The following is a 17,949-nucleotide window of genomic DNA, read 5'->3' on the forward strand; positions in this document are numbered from 1 at the left end:
GGCCTGACTCCTGGGACTGGGGTACGCGCGGGTCAGGAGAGCGGCGGCGTACCGAAGCGGCTGGAAAGTCCCAGCTTGCCAGGGTTGAGGATGCCGGCCGGGTCCAGGGCGGCCTTGACCGCGGCGAAGGTGGCGAAGCCGGCGCCGAGGGAGTCCGCGACGTAGGGGCCGCGCAGCAGTCCGCAGCCGTGGTGGTGGCTGAGGGCGGCGCGGTGGGCGACGAGGACGGCGTTGGCGGCGTCCCACACCGCGCGGTACCAGGTGCGGCGGTCCTCGGGGGCCACCTCGCCGCGCAGCGAGAAGTAGACGCAGGCGCCGTCGGTGTAGGCGTGGGACTGGTGGGCGGAGGCGGCGAGGGTGCCGGGCACCGCCTCGACGGCGGCCACCACCTCGTCGTAGATGGCGGGCAGGTCCTTCCAGGAGGCGGCCATCTCCAGTGTGTCGGCGACGAAGCCGGGGCCCGGGGTGAAGCCGTCGGAGGACTTGCCGACCAGCATCCGCTCGTCGAGCCAGCGGGCGAAGACGGCCTCGGAGTCGAGTTCGGGGCCGTGGGCGGAGCAGACGGCGGCGGCCACGTCCATCGAGGCGTCGACCACGGCCGCGTCGCCCTCGTCGGCGATGAGCAGCAGGTTGGTGTCCGGCCGGCCGAAGTGGGTGCTGGACTCCAGCTTGTCGTACAGGCGCAGCACGGCCGGGGTGGCGCCGCGCTGGAGGATGGCGCGGCAGGCGTCCAGGCCCTCGGCGAAGGTGTCGAAGCCGTAGGCGAGGGCGCGGGCGTACTCGGGCAGCGGGTGGACGCGCAGCCGGGCGGAGACGATGACGCCGAGGGTGCCCTCGGAGCCGATGAACAGCTGGCGCAGATCGGGGCCGACGGCGGCGCGGGCGTAGTCGCCGTAGGTGGCGCGGGTGCCGTCGGCGTGGACGACGTCGACGCCGACGACCATGTCCTCGATCTTGCCGTAGCGGGTGGAGAGCTGTCCGGCGCCGCGGCAGGCGATCCAGCCGCCGACCGTGGACAGGGCGAACGCGGACGGCCAGTGGCCGGTGGTGACGCCGTACTCCTCCTGGAGCTGCTTCTCGAAGAGGTCACCGAACATGCCGGCCTGTACGTCGACGACGTGGGAGGTGGCGTCGAAGCCGGTGATCCGGTCGAGGCCGCACAGGTCGAGGACGACGCCGCCGAAGACGGGCAGCGCGGCGCCGGTGACGTTGGAGCGGCCGGCGGAGGGGGTGACGGGGATGCCGGCGTCGTGGCAGATGCGCAGGACGGCGGCGACCTGGTCGGCGTCGGCGGCCTCCACGACGACCGCGTCCGGGGTGGCGGGGCGGCCCTCGGTCTCGCCGATCATGGATCCGGCCCACCAGTCGCGGGTGCGGGCGACGACCTCGGCGCGTTCGGTGTGGACGGCGCGGGCGGCGCCGCGCAGCGCCTCGACGACGCTGTCGGGGACCTGGACCGGGTCGTTCTGGAGGGCCGCGGGTCCGTCGCCGACCGGGGTGTTCCGGGCCCACTTGGCGGGGCTGGGCGCGCCGACCGTGTAGGTGCCGCGGTTGAACGGGTGGGTGATGGTCTGACGGCTGATCATGCTGCTGCCCCTTCGAGGAGGATGGACCGTTCGTGACGGACGGAGGAGAGGTAGTCGGCGACGGAGCGCTCGATCTGGGCCTGGCTGAACCCGAGTTCGGCGCCGAGGAGTTCGCCGACGGCCTGGGCGGCACCGGCGGAGGCGTCGCGGGCGAACAGCCGGGCGCGGGTGCGCCGGGACAGGACGTCGTCGACGGAGCGGGCCATCTCGGCGCGGGCGGCGTAGACGACCTCGGCGCGGGTGTAGGGCAGCCCGGGGACGACCGGTTCGGCGAGGGTGGGGTCCTCCTGGACCAGGTCGCCGACGAAGCGGGCCTCGGTGCCGTAGCGTTCGCCCAGGTGGGCGGCGAGTCCGCCGGAGGCGGCCACGGCCTCGGCGTCGTAGCCGGCGCCGCCGAGCAGCGGCAGCCGGGCGGTGCGGCTGCGGGCGCTGCGGCCGAGGACGGTCATCACCTTGTCGATGACGAGTTCGCCCATGTGGCGGCTGGTGGTGAGCTTGCCGCCGGTGACGGTGACCATGCCGGTGCGGCCGATCGTGATGTGGTGGTCGCGCCGCATGTCGAGGGTGGCGCCCTCCTTGCCGCCGACCAGCGGGCGCAGTCCGCCGATGGAGCCGACCACGTCGTCCGGGGTGAGCTTGCCCTCGAAGGCGGTGTTGGCCCCTTCGAGCAGGAACTCCATCTCCTGGCGGGTGCAGTGCACGTCGTCCGGGGAGCCCCGGTAGTCCTCGTCGGTGGTGCCGAGGACGACGGTGTTGCCCCAGCGGGTGCAGGTGGCGCGGCGGGCGCGGCCCGGGATGGGCACGGTGACCGTGCAGTTGATGCGCACCTTGTCCCAGGGGACGACGATGTGGACGCCCTTGGCGGGCCGCACCTGCGGGGCGTGTCCCGCGTCGGCCTGCGCGTCGAGTTCGTCGGTCCACACACCGGTGGCGTTCACGACGGCGTGCGCGCGTATCTCGAAGGTGTCGCCGTCGGCGGTGACCTTCGCCCCGGCGACCCGGCCGCCGCTCATGAGCAGTCCGTCGGCGCGGACGCCGTTGAGGACGGTGGCGCCGAGCGCGGCCGCGGTGCGGGCGACGGTCAGCACCAGGCGGGCGTCGTCGGTGCGGGCGTCGAAGTACAGCAGGCCGCCCTTGAGGTTCTCGGCGCGCAGGGTGGGGGCCTGCGCGAGCACCTCGGGCACGGTGAGCCGCTGGTGCAGCTTGCCGATGCGCCAGCCGCCGACCAGGTCGTAGGTCCACAGCAGGCCCTCGAAGCCCTTGGCGAGGCGGGCGTCGAAGACGCCTTCCTTCTCCAGGACCGGGAAGAGGAACGGCAGCCGGTGCACCAGGTGCGGGGCGTTCTGGCGGAAGCGGTGGCGTTCGAGGAGGGAGTGGCGGACCAGGTTGACGTTGCCCTGCTCGATGTAGCGCAGACCGCCGTGGACCATCTTCGAGGACTTCGAGGAGGTGCCGGAGGCGAAGTCGTCCTTCTCGATCAGCGCGGTGCGCAGCCCCCGGGAGGCCGCGTCCAGGGCGGCGTAGGCACCGGTGATGCCGCCGCCGACGACGAGGACGTCGTAGGTGTCGTCGGCCAGCCTGCGCCTGGCCGCCGCGCGGTCGAGCAGCAGCGGGGCTCGACGGGTCGCCGCGGCGGAGCGCCGCGGCTTCCGGGCGGGCATGGTGATCACAACATCAACTCCTGGGTGGTTCGGTGCGCGGTCCTCGGGCGGTCCGCGCGTGACGGCACGGGGGTGCCGTCAGTGGGGGGTCGGTTCGGGTGTGTCGAGGTGGTGGTCGAGCAGTGCGCGCCAGTCGGCGCGGCGTGCGGCGCGTCCAGCGGTGTCCAGGGCGGGTTCGAAGGTCCGGCCGCGCGGCTGGGCCTCGACGACCTCTTCCAGGGAGGTCCACAGGCCCTGGGCGACGCCCGCGAGGTAGGCGGTGCCGCGCAGGCTGGCGGTGGCGGAGTCGGCGACGCGTTCGACGGCCAGCCCGGTCAGGTCGGCCTGGGTCTGCATCAGCGGGTCGCTGCCGGAGACGCCGCCGCCGACGCGCAGCCGGCTGAGCGGGGCGCCGAGGGTGCCGGCGACGCCGTCGACGAGGTCGCACACGGAGTGCGCGATGCCGTCGAGGACGGCGCGGGCCAGGTCGTCGCGGGTGGTGGCCAGGGTCAGTCCGGTGAGGGCCGCGGTGGCGCCCGGCCGCCACAGGGGCGTACGGACCCCGGCGAAGGCGGGCAGGAAGCGGGGACCGGCGTCCGGCCGGGCGGTGGCGCGGACGGCGGCCTCGCCCAGTTCGCGGGGCGAGTCGAACAGGCGCAGGTCCTCGCAGAGCCAGCGCAGTGCGGAGCCGACCGTGGAGGTGTACGCCTCCAGGCTGTAGTGGGTGGTGCCGCCCTGGCGGCGGCCGGGCTGGGCGACGACCCCGGCGATGCCGGGGCGGGGCAGGGCGGGCGCGGTGCCGGTGGCGGCGTCGACGAAGGCGCCGGTGCCGAACATCCCCATGGCCTGTCCGGTGGCCAGGCCGCCCAGGGCGACGAGCGCGGCGTGCTGGTCGCCCATGGAGGCGGCCACCGGCACCCGCACGCCGAGCACCGAGGTATCGGTCTCGCCGAACACGGCGTCGTCGGCGAGCAGGCCGGGCAGCAGGTCGAGGGGGAAGCCGAGCGCGTCGATCCACTCCTCGTCCCAGGCGTGCGCGGTGAGCAGATAACCGCCGGTGGAGGCGGCGTTGGTCGGGGTGGTGGCGTGCACGGCGCCGCCGGTGAGGTGCCACATCAGCCAGGTGTCCACGGTGCCGAACCGCAGGCGCCCGGCGCGGTGGGCGGCGGCCACCTCCGGGTGGCGGGCGAGCTGCCGGGCGGCCCACAGGAACGGGGAGCGGGAGCCCACCGGGCGCCCCTGGCGTGCCGTCAGCACGCTGTCCCAGCGGGCTTCGAGACCGGCCAGCTCGGTGGCGTGGCGGCGGTCCTGCCAGACGACGGCGGGCAGCAGCGGCAGTCCGGTGGCGCTGTCCCACAGCATCGCCGTGGCGCGCTGGGTGCTGAGCGCGACGGCGGTGACGGTGATGCCGTCGCGGCGGGCGAGGGCGACCGCTTCGCGCGCCACGTCGAGGGTGGCGGTCCAGATCTCCACCGGGTCCTGCTCGACGCAGAGGTCGTCGGGGTGGCCGACCTCGATCGCCCGGTAGCGGACCTCGTGGGCGGAGCCGTCCTCCAGGACGAGTCCGGCCCGGGTGCCGGTGGTGCCCTCGTCGAGGGCCAGCACGGCGCGGCCCGTGCGGGCGCGGTGCGGTGACGTCTGCATCTGTGCGGCTCTTTCCTCGTGCTGCGTACGGCTGCGTACGGGCCTGCTGCGGCGGCGGTGGCGGTCCGGCCGTCCTGCCGGACCCGCCGGTCAGCCGGTGGCGGCGGTGGCCTCGGGGGTCGCGGAGGCGGGGGCACCCTGGTCCGCGTCCGGGTCCGGGGCGGCTCCGGCGGACTTGATCGGGTCCCACTTGATCATCAGGCAGGTGATCAGACCGAGCAACGGCACCGCGGACAGCACGAGGAAGGTGTGTCCGAGGCCCAGGGCATCCTTGATCTGCGGGAAGACATACAGTCCGACGACGCTGCCGAAGCTGCCGACCATGCCGGTGACACCGGTGCCCAGGGCCCGTACGTCACTGCTGTAGGAGAGGGCGGCGATCGACTTGCCGTTGGCGCCGGGACCCGCGGAGTGGGTCAGGATGAACAGCACCGGCAGCAGGAACGCCACGGCGGTGGGCACCTTGTTGAAGGTCAGCCCCATCAGCACCAGCGCCACGAAGACTCCGGCGAAACCGGCGGCCGAGCTGAGCCGCAGCCCGAGCCTGCGCCCGCAGTAGGCGGAGGCCAGGCCGCCGATGATGCCGAAGGCGTTGAAGACCATCGATCCCACCGTGGCCTTCTCGAAGCTCTCGCCGAAGATCGCCAGGCTGATCAGGGGCAGGTACCAGCCGACGGCGAAGTACTGCATGGACTGGCCGAGGGAGATCACCGAGGAGAGCACGGTGCGCGGCAGATAGGCGCCCTTGAAGAGCACGCCCGCCTGGCGCATGCCGACGTCGCCGTGGCGTTCGGCGGCGCGCGCGGAGGCGGCGGGGGTGCCGGCCTCGGCCTTGATGCCGTAGATGCGGTCGAGGCTGCGCACGGCGTCCGCGAGGCGCCCCTTCCCGGCGAGCCAGGCGGGGCTCTCGGAGAGCATGACGGCCTGGGCGGCGAGCAGCGCGAGGGCGACCGCGCCGGCCGAGCCGACGGACCAGCGCCAGATGTCGGAGCCGACGTCGAGGTGGAAGAAGACCAGGGCGAGCGCGAGGTTGCTGGTGCTGGCGACGTACCAGACGGCCTGCCACAGGTTGAGCCGGCCGCTGAGCTTCTTCGGGGTGTACTCGGCGAGCAGGGCCATGGCGACGGCGAAGTCGATGCCGTAGGCGACGCCGACCAGGACCCGGCCGAGCCAGACGGTGGTGAAGCCGCCGGCGAAGGCGGCCAGCAGGGCTCCGGCCAGCGCGAACACCTTCGCCAGCAGCAGCGGGGGGACCCGGCCGATGCGGGTGGCGAGCCAGCCGCCGAGCGGGTTGAAGACGATCGCCAGCGCGGGCGCGGTGGCGGTGAGCACCGAGACCTGGGTGCTGCTCAGCTCCATCTGCGCGGTCATCGGTCCGAGGCCCGCGCTCAACGCCGCGTTGGAGTAGGCGTCGAGGAACAGTCCGCCGAAGACCAGGTACCAGATGACCCTCGCCCGCCCGGAAATTCTTCCCAGCCCGTCGATGAGGGCCACGACGTCGGCGACGCCGTTGACGCCTGGACGCTGTGCCATGAGTCCGCCTTAGGGGAAGACCTGCCGGCGGCACGCGGGCACGAAAAAACAGGCACGACGACGCCACCGACAGGTGGTCTTTGTCTGTGCCTGCCCAAGCTCCGCGGAAAATCCGGCGGAAGCTGGGATGACGTTAAGGACAAGTAACCGGTGCCGTCAAGAGTCCGCGGGCAGCGGGATCGGCACCGACCCGGGCCCGAATTTGCACGGCGTGCATTTTTGCATACCATGCACGTCGTGGCGGAGAAGGAAGCAGCGGCAGGGGCCCGGGGCGGGCTGCGGGAGCGGAAGAAGCGGGCGACGCGCACCGCTCTCGCCGAGGCAGCGCTGCGGCTGGCCGCCGAGCAGGGCGTCGACCGGGTCACCGTGGAGGCCATCAGCGCCGCCGCCGGTGTCTCGGTGCGTACGTTCTTCAACTACTTCGAGTCTCGGGACGACGCCTTCCTGGTTCTGGACGCGGACGCCGGCGCCCGGGTCCGGCAGGCCGTGCTCGACGCGGACGCCGCGCTCTCCCCGCTGGAGGCCGTGCGCGACGCGGTGGCGGCCGAGCTGGTCGGGGTCGAGCAGAGCCACGAGCTGTGGACCCTGCACGCCGACGTCCTGCACGCCGCGCCGCATCTGCTGGTGCGCAGCCTGGGCGCCCACATGGCCGACGAGACCCGGCTGGCCGAGGCCATCGCCGAACGCCTGGCCCCCGCCGCCGGAACCGGCGCCGGACCCGGCGCTGACTCCCCCGGCCCGGACGCCGCAGGACAGCCGGACGCGGCCCGGCCGCTCGGCCTGTACCCGCGGCTGGTGGCGGCGATCGCGAGCACCGCCGTACGGGTCAGTGTGGAGCACTGGCGCTCCCGCCGGCAGGAGGCCGCCTTCGCCGACGTCTTCCGCGAGGTCTTCGAACTGCTCGGCGCCGGGCTGCCCACACCGCCCCGCCCGTAGCGCCCGCGCCTCCCCCTCCGTACCCGCATCACCCGTTCGACTATGCCGAAAGAGCTGACGTGACCACACCCCAGGCGTCCGAGCAGGCGCCTCCCACCGCCATGACCAACCGGCAGATACTCCAGGCCATGTCGGGCCTGATGGCCGGCATGTTCGTGGCGATCCTCGCGGGCACCGTGGTGTCCAACGCGCTGCCCACGATCATCGCCGACCTCGGCGCCAGCCAGTCCGCCTACACCTGGGTCGTCACCGCGGAACTGCTGTCCATGACCGCGACGGTGCCGCTGTGGGGCAAGCTGTCGGACCTGTACAACAAGAAGCTGCTGCTCCAGCTCTCGCTCGGCATGTTCGTCGTCGGGTCGCTGCTGGCGGGCTTCTCGCACGGCGTGGGCCTGCTGATCTTCAGCCGGGTGGTGCAGGGCATCGGCGCCGGCGGCCTGACCGCGCTGGCCCAGGTCGTCATGGCCTCGGTCATCCCGCCGCGCAGGCTCGGCAAGTACGCCGGCATGTTCGGCGCCGTGTTCGCCGTGGGCACGGTGGCCGGACCGCTGGTCGGCGGTGTCCTCGTCGACACCTCGTGGCTGGGCTGGCGCTGGTGCTTCTTCATCGGGGTGCCGTTCGCGCTGCTCGCCATCGTGCTGCTCCAGCGCACGCTGACCCTGCCCACGGTCCGCCGCGAGGTCCGCATCGACTTCCTCGGCGCCTTCCTCATCGTCGGCGGCGTCTGCGCGCTGCTCATCTGGGTGTCCCTGGCCGGCAACCGGTTCGACTGGGCGTCCTGGCAGACGGCCGCGCTCACCGGCGGGGGCGTGCTGCTGCTGGTCGCCGCGGTCTTCGTGGAGGCGCGCACGGCCGAGCCCGTCATCCCGCTCAACATCTTCCGCAACCGGACGGTGACGCTCACGACGGTCGCGAGCCTCTTCGTCGGTGTCGCCATGTTCGGCGGCACGGTCTTCCTCTCGCAGTACTTCCAGGTGTCGCTGGGCAAGTCGCCCACGGTCGCCGGTCTGATGAGCCTGCCCCTGATCCTCGGCCTGCTGGTGTCGTCCACCGTGGCGGGCCAGGTGATCAGCAGGACGGGCAGGTGGAAGCGGTACCTGGTGGCGGGCGGCGTCACGATGACCGTGGGTCTCGCCCTGCTGTCCACCATCGACGCCGACACGCCCTTCGCGCTGCTCAGCCTCTACATGGCGGTCCTCGGCATCGGCGTCGGCCTGCTGATGCAGAACCTGGTGCTGGCGGCGCAGAACGACGTCCCCGCCACCGAACTCGGCGCGGCCACCTCCGTGCTGTCCTTCTTCCGCAGCATGGGCGGCACCGTCGGCACCAGCGTCCTCGGCGCGATCCTCGCGCACCGCGTCACCACCGAGCTGGCCAAGGGCCTGAAGGCGGCCGGTGTCACGGCCCCCGGCGGGCAGGGCGAGGGCGGCGGGGGCGGCGTCCCGGACATGAAGTCCCTGCCCGCTCCCATGCGTTCCCTCGTCGAGCACGCCTACGGGGTGGCCACCGCCGACCTGTTCCTCGTCGCCGCGCCCTGCGCGCTACTGGCGCTGATCACCGTGGTGTTCATCAAGGAGAAGCCGCTGAAGACCACCAGCGGCATGGAGCGCCTGGCCGAGGAGTCCGCCGCCGAGCCGGGCGAGGCCGCGCAGGCGCCGGTCGTCTGACCCCGCCGACGCCCGTACGCCGAAGGGAGCGGTGCCGGTGCGCACCGCTCCCTTCGGCGTACGCCGCCGTGCCGCGCACGGTCCTCAGCAGGGGACGCGGAACCCGTGCTCCGTGCCGTCGGCGCGGGCGAGCTGCGCCGCCTCGGCGCGCGAAGCGGCCGCGGTGCCGTCGGCGCGCAGTGCGGCGCGGGGCGGGGCGACCTGTCCGACCCGGGCAGCGGCGGCGGACGCGTTCTTGGCGCTCACCCGGTCCAGGGCGGCCGGGGCGAGCACCTTGCGGCTGCGGACGTACGCCACGAAGCTCTCGAAGTCCCTTGTGTGGCGCACCGGTTCGGTGAAGCCGGCGAAGGCGGTGAACCCGTCGGCGCCCAGCAGGGTGTAGGCGGTCGCCGCCAGCCGGTAGTGACGGGCGAGGTCCAGCGGGCGCCCGTCGACTAGGACATCGGCCGGGTCGACGCGGTCACCGGCCGGGCCGGCCGCGTCGAAGGCACAGCGCACGTTGTGCGATACGGCCAGCGGCGCGAAGCGCAGGGTGCCGTCGGGCGCCTCGGTCCACTGCTGCTCCAGCGCGTCGTGGAGCTGGGCGCCGGTGACGGTGACGGTCAGAATCGGGTCGCCGTAGCCGAGGCTCTGCCAGGCCTGGCCGAGGGTGACGGTCCCGCCGGACGCGGTGTCCCGCACGAGGTCCCTGGCTATGATGCTCTGCCCGGTCCGCGGCGCGGCCACGATCAGGGCGAGTTCGGCCGGGGTGTTCGGGTGGGTGTTGCCGTCGTTCATCGGGCCGAGCGGCTGCCGCCCGGCCCACAGCGCCCAGTCGGCGGCCAGATCGCCCATGATGCTCTCGCCGCTGTCGTCACGTGCCCGGGTGAAGGAGGCGGTCTGCCGGCCGATGGGCGTACGGGCGCGCCGGGCGGCGTAGCCCTCCCAGTAGTCGGCGATCTGCTGGACCTCGCGGTCCGGGGCGATGTCACGGGTGTTGGGGTGGTTGACCGAGGTGGTCAGGGCGCGGACGACCTTGCCGGTGCGCGGGTCGAGGCGCAGGCTGATCTCGTTGATCAGCTGGCCGTGGCAGCCCGCCTCGACGAAGGGCCGGGGGACGCCGTCCGGGTCCGGGACCATCATGGTGAAACGGCAGTGCCAGTGGCCGGTGACGATGGCGTCGATGTCCGGGGAGACCTTGAGCGCCAGGTCGTAGGCGGGGCCCGAGGGGTTGCTCCCGGTGGTGAAGTCGCTCCCGGCGACCGCGCCGTCGTGCATGCTCAGCACGATCGCGTTGACGCCGCGCGCCTTCAGCTCGGCGGCGCGGCGGTCGACGGTGGTGATCTCGTCCAGCGAGGACAGCGCGGGCTGGTAGGAGGTGGGTCCGGTGTCGGTGCCCACGGCCGTCAGATGGATGAACCCGATGGGCAGTCTGCGTCCCCGTCCGGCGTCCACCCATTCGATGTTGTACGGCGGCAGCACGGTGCGGCCGGTGCGCGTCCAGACCATGTTGGCGCTGTAGTAGCGGAAGTCCGCGCCGCGGAAGCGCCGCCCGGTGGAGTCGGGGAACGCGTCGTCCACGCCTGTCCTCGGGAAGGGGACGCCGCCCTGCATGTGCGCGTTCAGGAAGGCCGGCGACTTGTCGAACTCGTGGTTCCCGGCGGTCGCGAAGTCCAGTCCGAGCCGGTTCAGCGCCTCGATGGTGGGCTCGTCGGCGAGGCTCTCGGCGTCGAACTCCCAGCCGGAGAAGAGGTCTCCGGGCGCGAAGAAGAGCGAGTTGCGGCGGCCGTCGCGCAATCTCTCCAGATGCGCGGCCAGATAGCCGACGCCGCCCACGGTGTACTGCTTCCCGGCGGCGCCGGTGACGACGGCGGTACTGCCCGGCGCCGCCTGCAAGTAGCCGTGCAGATCGGTGATGTTGAGCAGTTGTACGTCCACCAGGTCGTGCGCGGTGCCCGCGTCCCGGGCGTCGTCGGTGGCGTAGGCGGGTGTGCCGACCGCGGCGGCGGCGACGGCGCCGCCCGCCGCGGTCAGGAAGGTGCGTCGTCCTGGCTCTCGTGCCATCTGGCCCTCCGGGTCATGGGAGCGACCACGGGAGTCAACCGGCCCTCCGGGGCCCCGCGGCCACCGTCGGGCGGACCGCAGATGAACAGTGGGCGGACGGGACGGGTGAACCGCGGTCGGACGAAGCGTGCTGGTGCTACTTCCTTACCCACCGGCGCAGTTGGACGCTCCAGACGACGGCGGCGGCCAGGGCGACGGCCACGACCGCGACGGACATACCGGCCCGGACGCCGAGACGCACGGTGAGCGCGCTGGCCACCAGCGCGCCCAGCGGCACGCCCAGGCCGGAGGAGAGCATGCGCCGGGTGGTGTTGACGCGGCCCTGGAGTGCGTCCGGGGTCACTTCCTGCGAGTACGTCATGGTGTTGACGAGGACGACGAGGTAGGCCGAGCCCCACGCGGCCAGCGCGAGCGCGGCGAGCCGCCAGTCCGGGGCGCGGACGACGGCGAGGCCGAGCAGCGCCCCCGCCGGGAGCACCCCGAGCAGCAGCGGGAAGGCCGCGAAGCGGCGGCGCAGCCGGGGCAGCAGCAGGGACCCGCCGATGCCTCCGGCGCTCCACGCCATGTACAGCAGGCCGATCCGCCCGTCGGACCCGTGGATGCCCAGGCCCCGGTCGGCGAAGACGACGAGCTGGCCGACGATCGCCCCGCCGGAGAACGACTGGAGGGCGCCGACCACGGTCATGACGCGCAGGGTGGGGTGCCGGCGCAGGAAGCGCAGCCCCTCCCGGACGGACTCGGTGAACGCCGGGCGCGGCGGTGGTGGCGCGGTGGTGCCGTGCGCCGCTGCGGTGCCTTGGGTGCTGTGAGTGCCGTGGGTGCCGTGGGTGCCGTGGGTGCCACGAGAGACGGCCCGGACGAGCAGCGCGGACACGGCGAACGACAGGGCGTCCAGCGCCAGTGTCCCGGCCGGCCGGAGCACCAGGATCAGGCCGCCCGCCAGCGCGTTCCCGGCGATCCGTACGACGGTCTCCGTCCCCTGGAGGGAGCTGTTGGCGGCCGCCAGTCTCTCCTTGCCGACGAGGTCCGGGACGACTCCGTAGACGCCGGCGTCGAAGAAGAGGCCGAGCCCGGCCGACGCGAACGCGACGACGAGCAGATGCCCGCCCGTCAGCATGCCGAGGGCCGAGGCGAGGGGTACGGAGGCGAGGCAGGCCGCGTTGAGCCAGTCGCTGACGATCATCAGACGGCGCCGGTCCGTCCGGTCCGCCACCGCGCCCGCGATCAGTCCGAAGACCACATAGGGCAGGGTCCCGCAGGCCGCGACCAGGGACACCATCAGGGGCGAGTGCGTCTGCTGGAAGGTCAGCACGGGCAGCGCCACCGCGGTGACGGCGGAGCCGAGCCCGGAGGTCGCGCGCGACATCCAGAAGTGGCGGAAGCCGGGAACACGGCGCAGGGGCACGCTCTTCTTCACGCCGACTTCTTTGCTGAGCAAGGTACTTGGCGGTTCCGGCGGGCGCTGGGGCGAGGACGTCACAGGGGCTCCCGAGAGGGTCGGTGGGCCGCGGCCGGGCCGCGGCGGACAGGTGGTCGTCCGGCGTCGCCGTGGCGGCGTCACCGGGGAGGGGAAAACAGCGAAACCCCACTGGCGGGAGCCAGCGGGGTGTGTCGTGCGGGTGTGCTGTGCGGGTGGTCGGCCGTGGCCGCCGGTCCGCTGCCGGAAGGCCGGTCGCCGTCGCGTACGCCCGCAGGTCCGTGTGCGCGCTCAGAAGGGCGCCGGATCATCGGTTTCAGGGCGGTGAGATCCGCGACCGCTCGGTCGTGCCGAGCCCGGGACGTCGAGGTGTCCCGGGGAATCGGACGAAGAATAGCAGGTGCGGGGTCGAGCGGGCCGTCCGGACGATTCCGACCAGGGGAGGTTGCGCTGTTCGCCGAGGTGGTCGGCGGGTCCGCGCAGGCCCGCGTCGGCTGCGGCCTCCCAGCGGTCCAGGGTGATGTCGGCGACGCGTTCGGCCTCGCAGCCGTCCTCGAAGAGCGGCTCCGCGCAGCGCCGTTCGGCGCAGACGCCCCGGCGCGCCGAAGTATCCACAGCGGGCCGCCTCCACCGCGTCCAGGGCTTCCGCGTACCGCCGCAGGGCGATCAGCAGCCAGGTGCGGTGCAGGTGCGGCAGCCAGGCACGCGCGGCCGACTCGTCGGTGACGGCGGCCGGTTCGGCGCGCAGCGAGGACTCGGCCGGCACCAGCGGGGCCCGGCCGCGCAGGTGGAACGGCTCGGCCTGCGGCAGGGCCGTCTCGGGCTCCACCACGGGCACCGTCCCGGCCGTCGCGGCCCGGCGGGCGAAGGCTTCGCGTGCCCGCGCGGCCGGGTCGAGCGCGGCCGGTCGCCCGTCCGGACCGCTCACGACCGGCCGGGCCATGCGGTGCACCAGCGGGCCGCGACCCTGCTGGGCCAGTTCGAGCATGAGGGCGGTCTCGTCGTCCGCCCCGAACAGGTCGACGGTGCCACGCGCGGCGGTCTCGGCCTTGGTCCACTCCCGCTGGGCGAGCCGTGCCGTGCAGTCACCAGAGTGCCCTCGCCCAGGGGGTCCCGCAGCAGGCGCAGCGGCACGGTCGGGCGGGCCGCCTCGCGCCAGGCATGGAGGGCGGTCGCCGCGGCGCTCTCCCACCGGCCCGCCGCCACCTGCAACCCGCCTTCCTCCAGCTTGAGTTCGGCGAGCCGCCGCCTCGTCCCGTCCAGTCGCAACCGCAGCTCGGGCTCCATCGCGGGCCCCGCCTCCGCGGCCCATCGTGCACCAGCCGCCGCCGGCCTGCCCCGGAGCGGTGCGGAAGTCGCCGGGGACCGGATGTCCCCGGCGCCGGTGATCCGGCTGTCTAGGCCGCCGGGGCGTGCAGGCCCGGTGGTCCGGGGACGCAGTGGGCGGTGTAGAGGCGGACGGCGTCGTGCAGCCGGTAGCGGGTCCCTCCCCCGTCGCCGGTGCCGCTGACGTGGGTGACCTGGCGGTAGAGCAGTTCGTCGAGGAGGTCCACCGCGTGCTCCCTGGACGGGGTGACGCGGGCCATCACCTCCGCGGCGCCGAAGTCGCCGCGCAGGTCGACGAGTCGGTGCAGCGGGGCGGCGATGTGCGCGGGCAGTGCCCGGTGGTAGGCGGCGACACTGTCCTGGAGCGACAGGTCGCCGACGCGCAGGAAGCGGATCCGCTGCTCCTCGTCGGCCAGGCGGTGGGCGAGGTCGCGCAGCGAGCGGTGGGGACGGGTGGAGAGCCACAGGCCGGCGATGTGCAGGGCCAGCGGCAGCCGGGCGCAGAACTCGACGACGGCGGTGGCGGCCGGGCGTTCGGCCCGGGTGCGGGCGGCTCCGACGAGGTCCTCCAGCATCTGGTGGGCGTCGGCGCGGCCGAGTGCCCCGACGTGGTGCGCGAACTGCCCCGGCAGCGCGGGCAGTTCGCGGCGGGCGGCCACCAGGACCGCGCTGCGCACGTCGTCCACGAGCAGGGGGCGCACCTGGGCCTCGGTGTCGGCGTTGTCGAGGACGACGAGCACCCGGCGCCTGCTGAGCATGTCCCGCAGCCGTGCGCCCGCCTCCTCGGGGCCGTCCGGGTCGGGGGTGCCGCCCAGCGACCGCAGCACGCGGCGGACGAGCCGGTCGGGGGTGAGCGGGGCGGAGGCCGGCGGGTGCAGGTCGACGAAGATCTGCCCGTCCGGGAACCGGGCGCGCAGGGCGTGGGCGGCGCGCAGGATCAGGGAGGTCTTGCCGGCGCCGGGCGGTCCGACCACGACGGCGAGCCGCTGGTGGTCGGGGCGTTCACGGGCCGAGAGATGGGCGTGCAGGGAGTCGACGAGCGGCTGCCGGCCGGCCAGCCGGGGACGGGGGGCCGCGGGAAGTTCGGCGGACAGGGCCGCGGGCCGTGGTGCGGGGCGCTGCTCGGGGCGGGGGGTGCGCAGCAGGTGCCCTACCTGGCCGGGCGGCAGGCCGAGGGCCTGGGCGAGCAGGCGCAGGGACTGCTTGCGGGGGCGTGCGGTGTGGCCGGTCTCCAGATTGCGGATGGCCCGGACGCTCAGCCCGGACCGGCGGGCCAGGTCCTCCTGGGTGAGGCAGGCCGCCTCCCGTGCGTCGACCAGGGTCGCCGCGAGCGCGTCCAGGGTGATGGTGTCGGTCACGTCATGCCCATCTCGTCGTGCTTGTCATGACATCTCTGGATCGGTGTGTCGTGGGGTGCGGAAGTCGGTGGGCCGGGAGGGGGGAGGGCGCGCGGGCAGGGGCGTGGGGGGGCGGCGCGGTGGTGGTTCGGCGGCGGGCGGTTCGTCAGGGCGTCGCGCGGGCGCGGTGGCGGGGGCGAGGCCGGGCGCGGCGGGTCCGCACCTGCGGGGTGCCGCCGTCGCGCGCGGGACGGGAACGGCGTGGATCGGAACGGCGTGGGCAGGGACAGCGTGGGCGGGAACGGCGCGGGTCAGGACGGTGTGGGCGTGACGGCGCCGGGCCGCCGTCGGCGCGGCGCCGGGGCGCGGCCGGTGCCGCGAGGACGGGCGCGTCGGCCGGTCCGGTCGCGGCCGGGCGGGCGCCGTGGTCCTCGGCGGGCGGGGTGTGCGGCGATCCATGGACGGGGGGCCTGCGGTGCGGGCCGGGGCGGCGCGCCGACCGGTGCGGCACAGTCCCCGACGGCCCGGGGACCGTGCGCGTGACGCGGGCCCCGGGGGTGCCGGGAGCCTCGTCCGCGCCAGGGGTCCCGGGGGCGCGGCCGGGCGGTGGCCGGCGTCCGCCCGCGCGGTCGCCCGGCGTCCGCCGTGCGGCGGTGCGCGAGGGGGCGGGCCGGAGGGCGAGCCATGGTTCGGCGGGCCTGCGTAAGCGGGGCACCAGCGCCTCCGTCGTTCGGAACGTGCTGCTCTTGCGGTTGCGTTCGGGCACCCGAACGGCACGGCCGTGGCAGGCCGCGCACCGGGCGCCGATGACATCGTTGGCCGCGGCCCGCCTTCCCGGCCGCCTCAACGGCCTCCCGTTATAGCCCTCAACCAGCCATTGGTCCAGTCCAGTTGAGTGAACCACGGGTCGGCTGTGCCCCTTCGGGCACACCGGTGCACGACCGGCCCCGACAGCGGGTTCCCGGTGGTCGGACCTCCTTGACGCCGAGTAAAAGTCTAGGCCAAGCTCGCCGGTGAAGGTCTACACCAATCGGTGCCGGGCCCCGTTCACCGACCCGACGGTGATGCGCAACGGGCCCTGCCGAACAGGCGTACACCGGCGCACGACCTGTAGGAGGGGGCCCTGCCGCACGTTCGCGAGGAGACCGTGCCGGCGCCGTCCCCGGCGACGAGCGGGACGGTGCCGACGAACGGGCGGCCGCCCGTTCGGGGCGTCGTTCCGGCCGGTCGCCCCACCCCGCAAGGCAAGGCTGTGAGCGCGGTCCGAGCGACGGCGCCGCGAAAGGATGACGCCCCCGATGACCATGAGTGCCACCGGCAACGAGTCCCTGTCCCGCGACGCCCTCGCGGTGCTTCAGCCGGGTTTCGCCGGCACCACGGCGCCCGACTGGGTGCACCGCCGTATCGACGAGGGCCTGGCCGCCGTCGCCCTGTTCGGACGCAATGTCGCCACCGCCGGCCAAGTGGCCGAGCTGACCGCGCGGTTGCGGGCGCAGAAGGACGATCTCCTGGTCGCGATCGACGAGGAGAGCGGTGACGTCACCCGGCTGGACGTGCGGACGGGATCCGCCTTCCCGGGCAACCACGCGCTCGGCGCGGTCGACGACACGGACCTCACCCGGCGCGTCGCGCGCGAGCTGGGCCGCCGCCTCGCCGAGTGCGGCGTCAACCTCAACTGGGCGCCGTCCGCCGACGTCAACGCCGACCCGGGCAACCCGGTCATCGGCGTACGGGCCTTCGGCGCCGACACCGACCTGGTGGCCCGGCACACCGCCGCCTATGTGCGCGGCATGCAGTCCAGCGGCGTCGCCGCCTGCACCAAGCACTTCCCCGGCCACGGCGACACCAACGTCGACTCGCACCACGCGATACCGCGCATCGACGTCGACGCCGAGACGCTGTACAAGCGCGAACTGGTGCCGTTCCGCGCCGCCATCGAGGCCGGCACCCGGGCCGTCATGAGCGCGCACATCCTGGTGCCCGCCCTCGACCCGGAGCGCCCCGGCACCCTCTCGCACCGGATCCTCGTCGAGCTGCTGCGCGGTGAACTCGGCTACGACGGGCTGATCGTGACCGACGGCATCGAGATGCAGGCCATCTCGCGCGCCTACGGCCTGGAGCGCGGCGTCGTGCTGGCCATCGAGGCGGGCGCGGACGCGATCTGCGTCGGCGGCGGACTGCACGACGAGGCCACCGTGCTGAACATGCGTGACGCGCTGGTCGCCGCCGTGCGCGGGGGCGAACTGTCCGAGGAGCGGCTGGCGGACGCCGCGCGGCGGGTGCGCGAGCTGGCCGGCTGGACGGCGCGGGTCCGTGCGGAGGCCGATGTCGCGGCCGACGAGGAGGTGGGGCTCGTCGCCGCCCGCCGCGCGCTGGCCGTCACCGGCGAAGCGGCCCGCGTGGACGCGCCGGTCTACGTCGCCACGTTCAACCCGGCCCCGAACATCGCCGTCGGACACGAGACGCCCTGGGGGGTCGACGCCGAGCTGGAGCGGCTGCTGCCGGGCACCACGACCGGCACCTTCACCGACGCGGAGGCCGGCCCGGACGCCGGGGCCGCGGCCCTGAAGGCGGCGGGCGAGCACCGGATCGTGGCCGTGGTGCGCGACGAGCACCGGCACCCGTGGATGCGGTCGGCCCTGGACACGGTGCTGGCCGCACGCCCGGACACGATCGTGGTGGAGATGGGCGTCCCGCAGTCCCCCGCGCGCGGCGCCGTGCACATCGCCACGCACGGTGCGGCCCGCGTGTGCGGGGTGGCCGCCGCCGAGCGCATCGTCGCGGGCTGACCGGCACCGGCCGGTCCACCGCCGCCCGGCA

At 74.2% G+C, this 17,949-nt stretch carries 11 protein-coding genes; 3 read left to right on the forward strand and 8 right to left on the reverse strand.

Translation table 11 applies throughout. The features are described 5' to 3' along the window. Positions 1 to 32 precede the first annotated feature (32 nt). The 4 genes from R4Z62_RS01670 to R4Z62_RS01685 all read right to left on the reverse strand — a co-directional run bounded on the left by R4Z62_RS01670 (position 33) and on the right by R4Z62_RS01685 (position 6,403). Positions 33 to 1,586, reverse strand: a complete 1,554-nt coding sequence (locus tag R4Z62_RS01670) for an FAD-binding oxidoreductase (RefSeq protein WP_491518927.1) — start codon at positions 1,584 to 1,586, stop codon at positions 33 to 35. Then, positions 1,583 to 3,256 carry a glycerol-3-phosphate dehydrogenase/oxidase gene (locus R4Z62_RS01675; protein WP_381744761.1) on the reverse strand — a complete coding sequence of 558 codons (1,674 nt, stop codon included), beginning with the start codon at positions 3,254 to 3,256 and terminating at the stop codon, positions 1,583 to 1,585. The genes R4Z62_RS01670 and R4Z62_RS01675 overlap by 4 nt, the downstream gene beginning before the upstream one ends. Positions 3,257 to 3,325: 69 nt before the next feature. Beyond that, on the reverse strand, positions 3,326 to 4,870 hold the full coding sequence (locus R4Z62_RS01680; RefSeq protein WP_491518928.1) for an FGGY family carbohydrate kinase: 1,545 nt from the start codon (positions 4,868 to 4,870) through the stop codon (positions 3,326 to 3,328). A gap of 90 nt (positions 4,871 to 4,960) precedes the next feature. Further along, positions 4,961 to 6,403: an MFS transporter gene (locus tag R4Z62_RS01685; protein WP_064531069.1), complete on the reverse strand. Its 1,443-nt coding sequence runs from the start codon at positions 6,401 to 6,403 to the stop codon at positions 4,961 to 4,963. Between the two features lie 228 nt (positions 6,404 to 6,631). Between R4Z62_RS01685 and R4Z62_RS01690 the strand changes: the two genes are divergently transcribed. Then, the gene (locus R4Z62_RS01690) at positions 6,632 to 7,339 is read left to right on the forward strand and encodes a TetR/AcrR family transcriptional regulator (protein ID WP_491518929.1); all 708 of its coding nucleotides are present in this window, start codon (positions 6,632 to 6,634) and stop codon (positions 7,337 to 7,339) included. Between the two features lie 101 nt (positions 7,340 to 7,440). Beyond that, positions 7,441 to 9,006 (forward strand): MFS transporter, encoded by a 1,566-nt coding sequence (locus R4Z62_RS01695; RefSeq protein WP_107440762.1) that lies wholly within the window; start codon positions 7,441 to 7,443, stop codon positions 9,004 to 9,006. Positions 9,007 to 9,090: 84 nt separating this feature from the next. On the opposite strand, the gene R4Z62_RS01700 is transcribed toward R4Z62_RS01695, so the two are convergent. The 4 genes from R4Z62_RS01700 to R4Z62_RS01715 form a co-directional block, all read right to left on the reverse strand. Continuing rightward, positions 9,091 to 11,049, reverse strand: a complete 1,959-nt coding sequence (locus tag R4Z62_RS01700; protein ID WP_491518930.1) for a bifunctional metallophosphatase/5'-nucleotidase — start codon at positions 11,047 to 11,049, stop codon at positions 9,091 to 9,093. A 136-nt stretch (positions 11,050 to 11,185) separates the two neighbouring features. Next, positions 11,186 to 12,466, reverse strand: a complete 1,281-nt coding sequence (locus tag R4Z62_RS01705) for an MFS transporter (RefSeq protein WP_491518931.1) — start codon at positions 12,464 to 12,466, stop codon at positions 11,186 to 11,188. Positions 12,467 to 12,782: 316 nt separating this feature from the next. Beyond that, a complete protein-coding gene (locus tag R4Z62_RS01710) occupies positions 12,783 to 13,454 on the reverse strand; it encodes a hypothetical protein (RefSeq protein WP_491518932.1) in 672 nt (223 codons plus the stop codon). Positions 13,455 to 13,863: 409 nt separating this feature from the next. Further along, positions 13,864 to 15,150 carry an AAA family ATPase gene (locus tag R4Z62_RS01715; protein ID WP_382847186.1) on the reverse strand — a complete coding sequence of 429 codons (1,287 nt, stop codon included), beginning with the start codon at positions 15,148 to 15,150 and terminating at the stop codon, positions 13,864 to 13,866. 1,277 nt (positions 15,151 to 16,427) lie between these two features. Here R4Z62_RS01715 and R4Z62_RS01720 point away from each other — a divergent pair. After that, positions 16,428 to 17,918, forward strand: coding sequence for a glycoside hydrolase family 3 protein (locus R4Z62_RS01720; RefSeq protein ID WP_491518933.1), 1,491 nt, complete (start codon positions 16,428 to 16,430; stop codon positions 17,916 to 17,918). Positions 17,919 to 17,949 lie beyond the last annotated feature (31 nt).

Source organism: Streptomyces sp. PL-25 (assembly GCF_058344915.1).

Coding starts and splice junctions, on each gene's coding strand:
- R4Z62_RS01710 (WP_491518932.1), bottom strand. CDS start 13,454: ATGCTCGAACTGGCCCAGCAGGGTCGCGGCCCGCTGGTGCACCGCATG.
- R4Z62_RS01700 (WP_491518930.1), bottom strand. CDS start 11,049: ATGGCACGAGAGCCAGGACGACGCACCTTCCTGACCGCGGCGGGCGGC.
- R4Z62_RS01695 (WP_107440762.1), top strand. CDS start 7,441: ATGACCAACCGGCAGATACTCCAGGCCATGTCGGGCCTGATGGCCGGC.
- R4Z62_RS01690 (WP_491518929.1), top strand. CDS start 6,632: ATGCACGTCGTGGCGGAGAAGGAAGCAGCGGCAGGGGCCCGGGGCGGG.
- R4Z62_RS01670 (WP_491518927.1), bottom strand. CDS start 1,586: ATGATCAGCCGTCAGACCATCACCCACCCGTTCAACCGCGGCACCTAC.
- R4Z62_RS01680 (WP_491518928.1), bottom strand. CDS start 4,870: ATGCAGACGTCACCGCACCGCGCCCGCACGGGCCGCGCCGTGCTGGCC.
- R4Z62_RS01720 (WP_491518933.1), top strand. CDS start 16,428: ATGACCATGAGTGCCACCGGCAACGAGTCCCTGTCCCGCGACGCCCTC.
- R4Z62_RS01685 (WP_064531069.1), bottom strand. CDS start 6,403: ATGGCACAGCGTCCAGGCGTCAACGGCGTCGCCGACGTCGTGGCCCTC.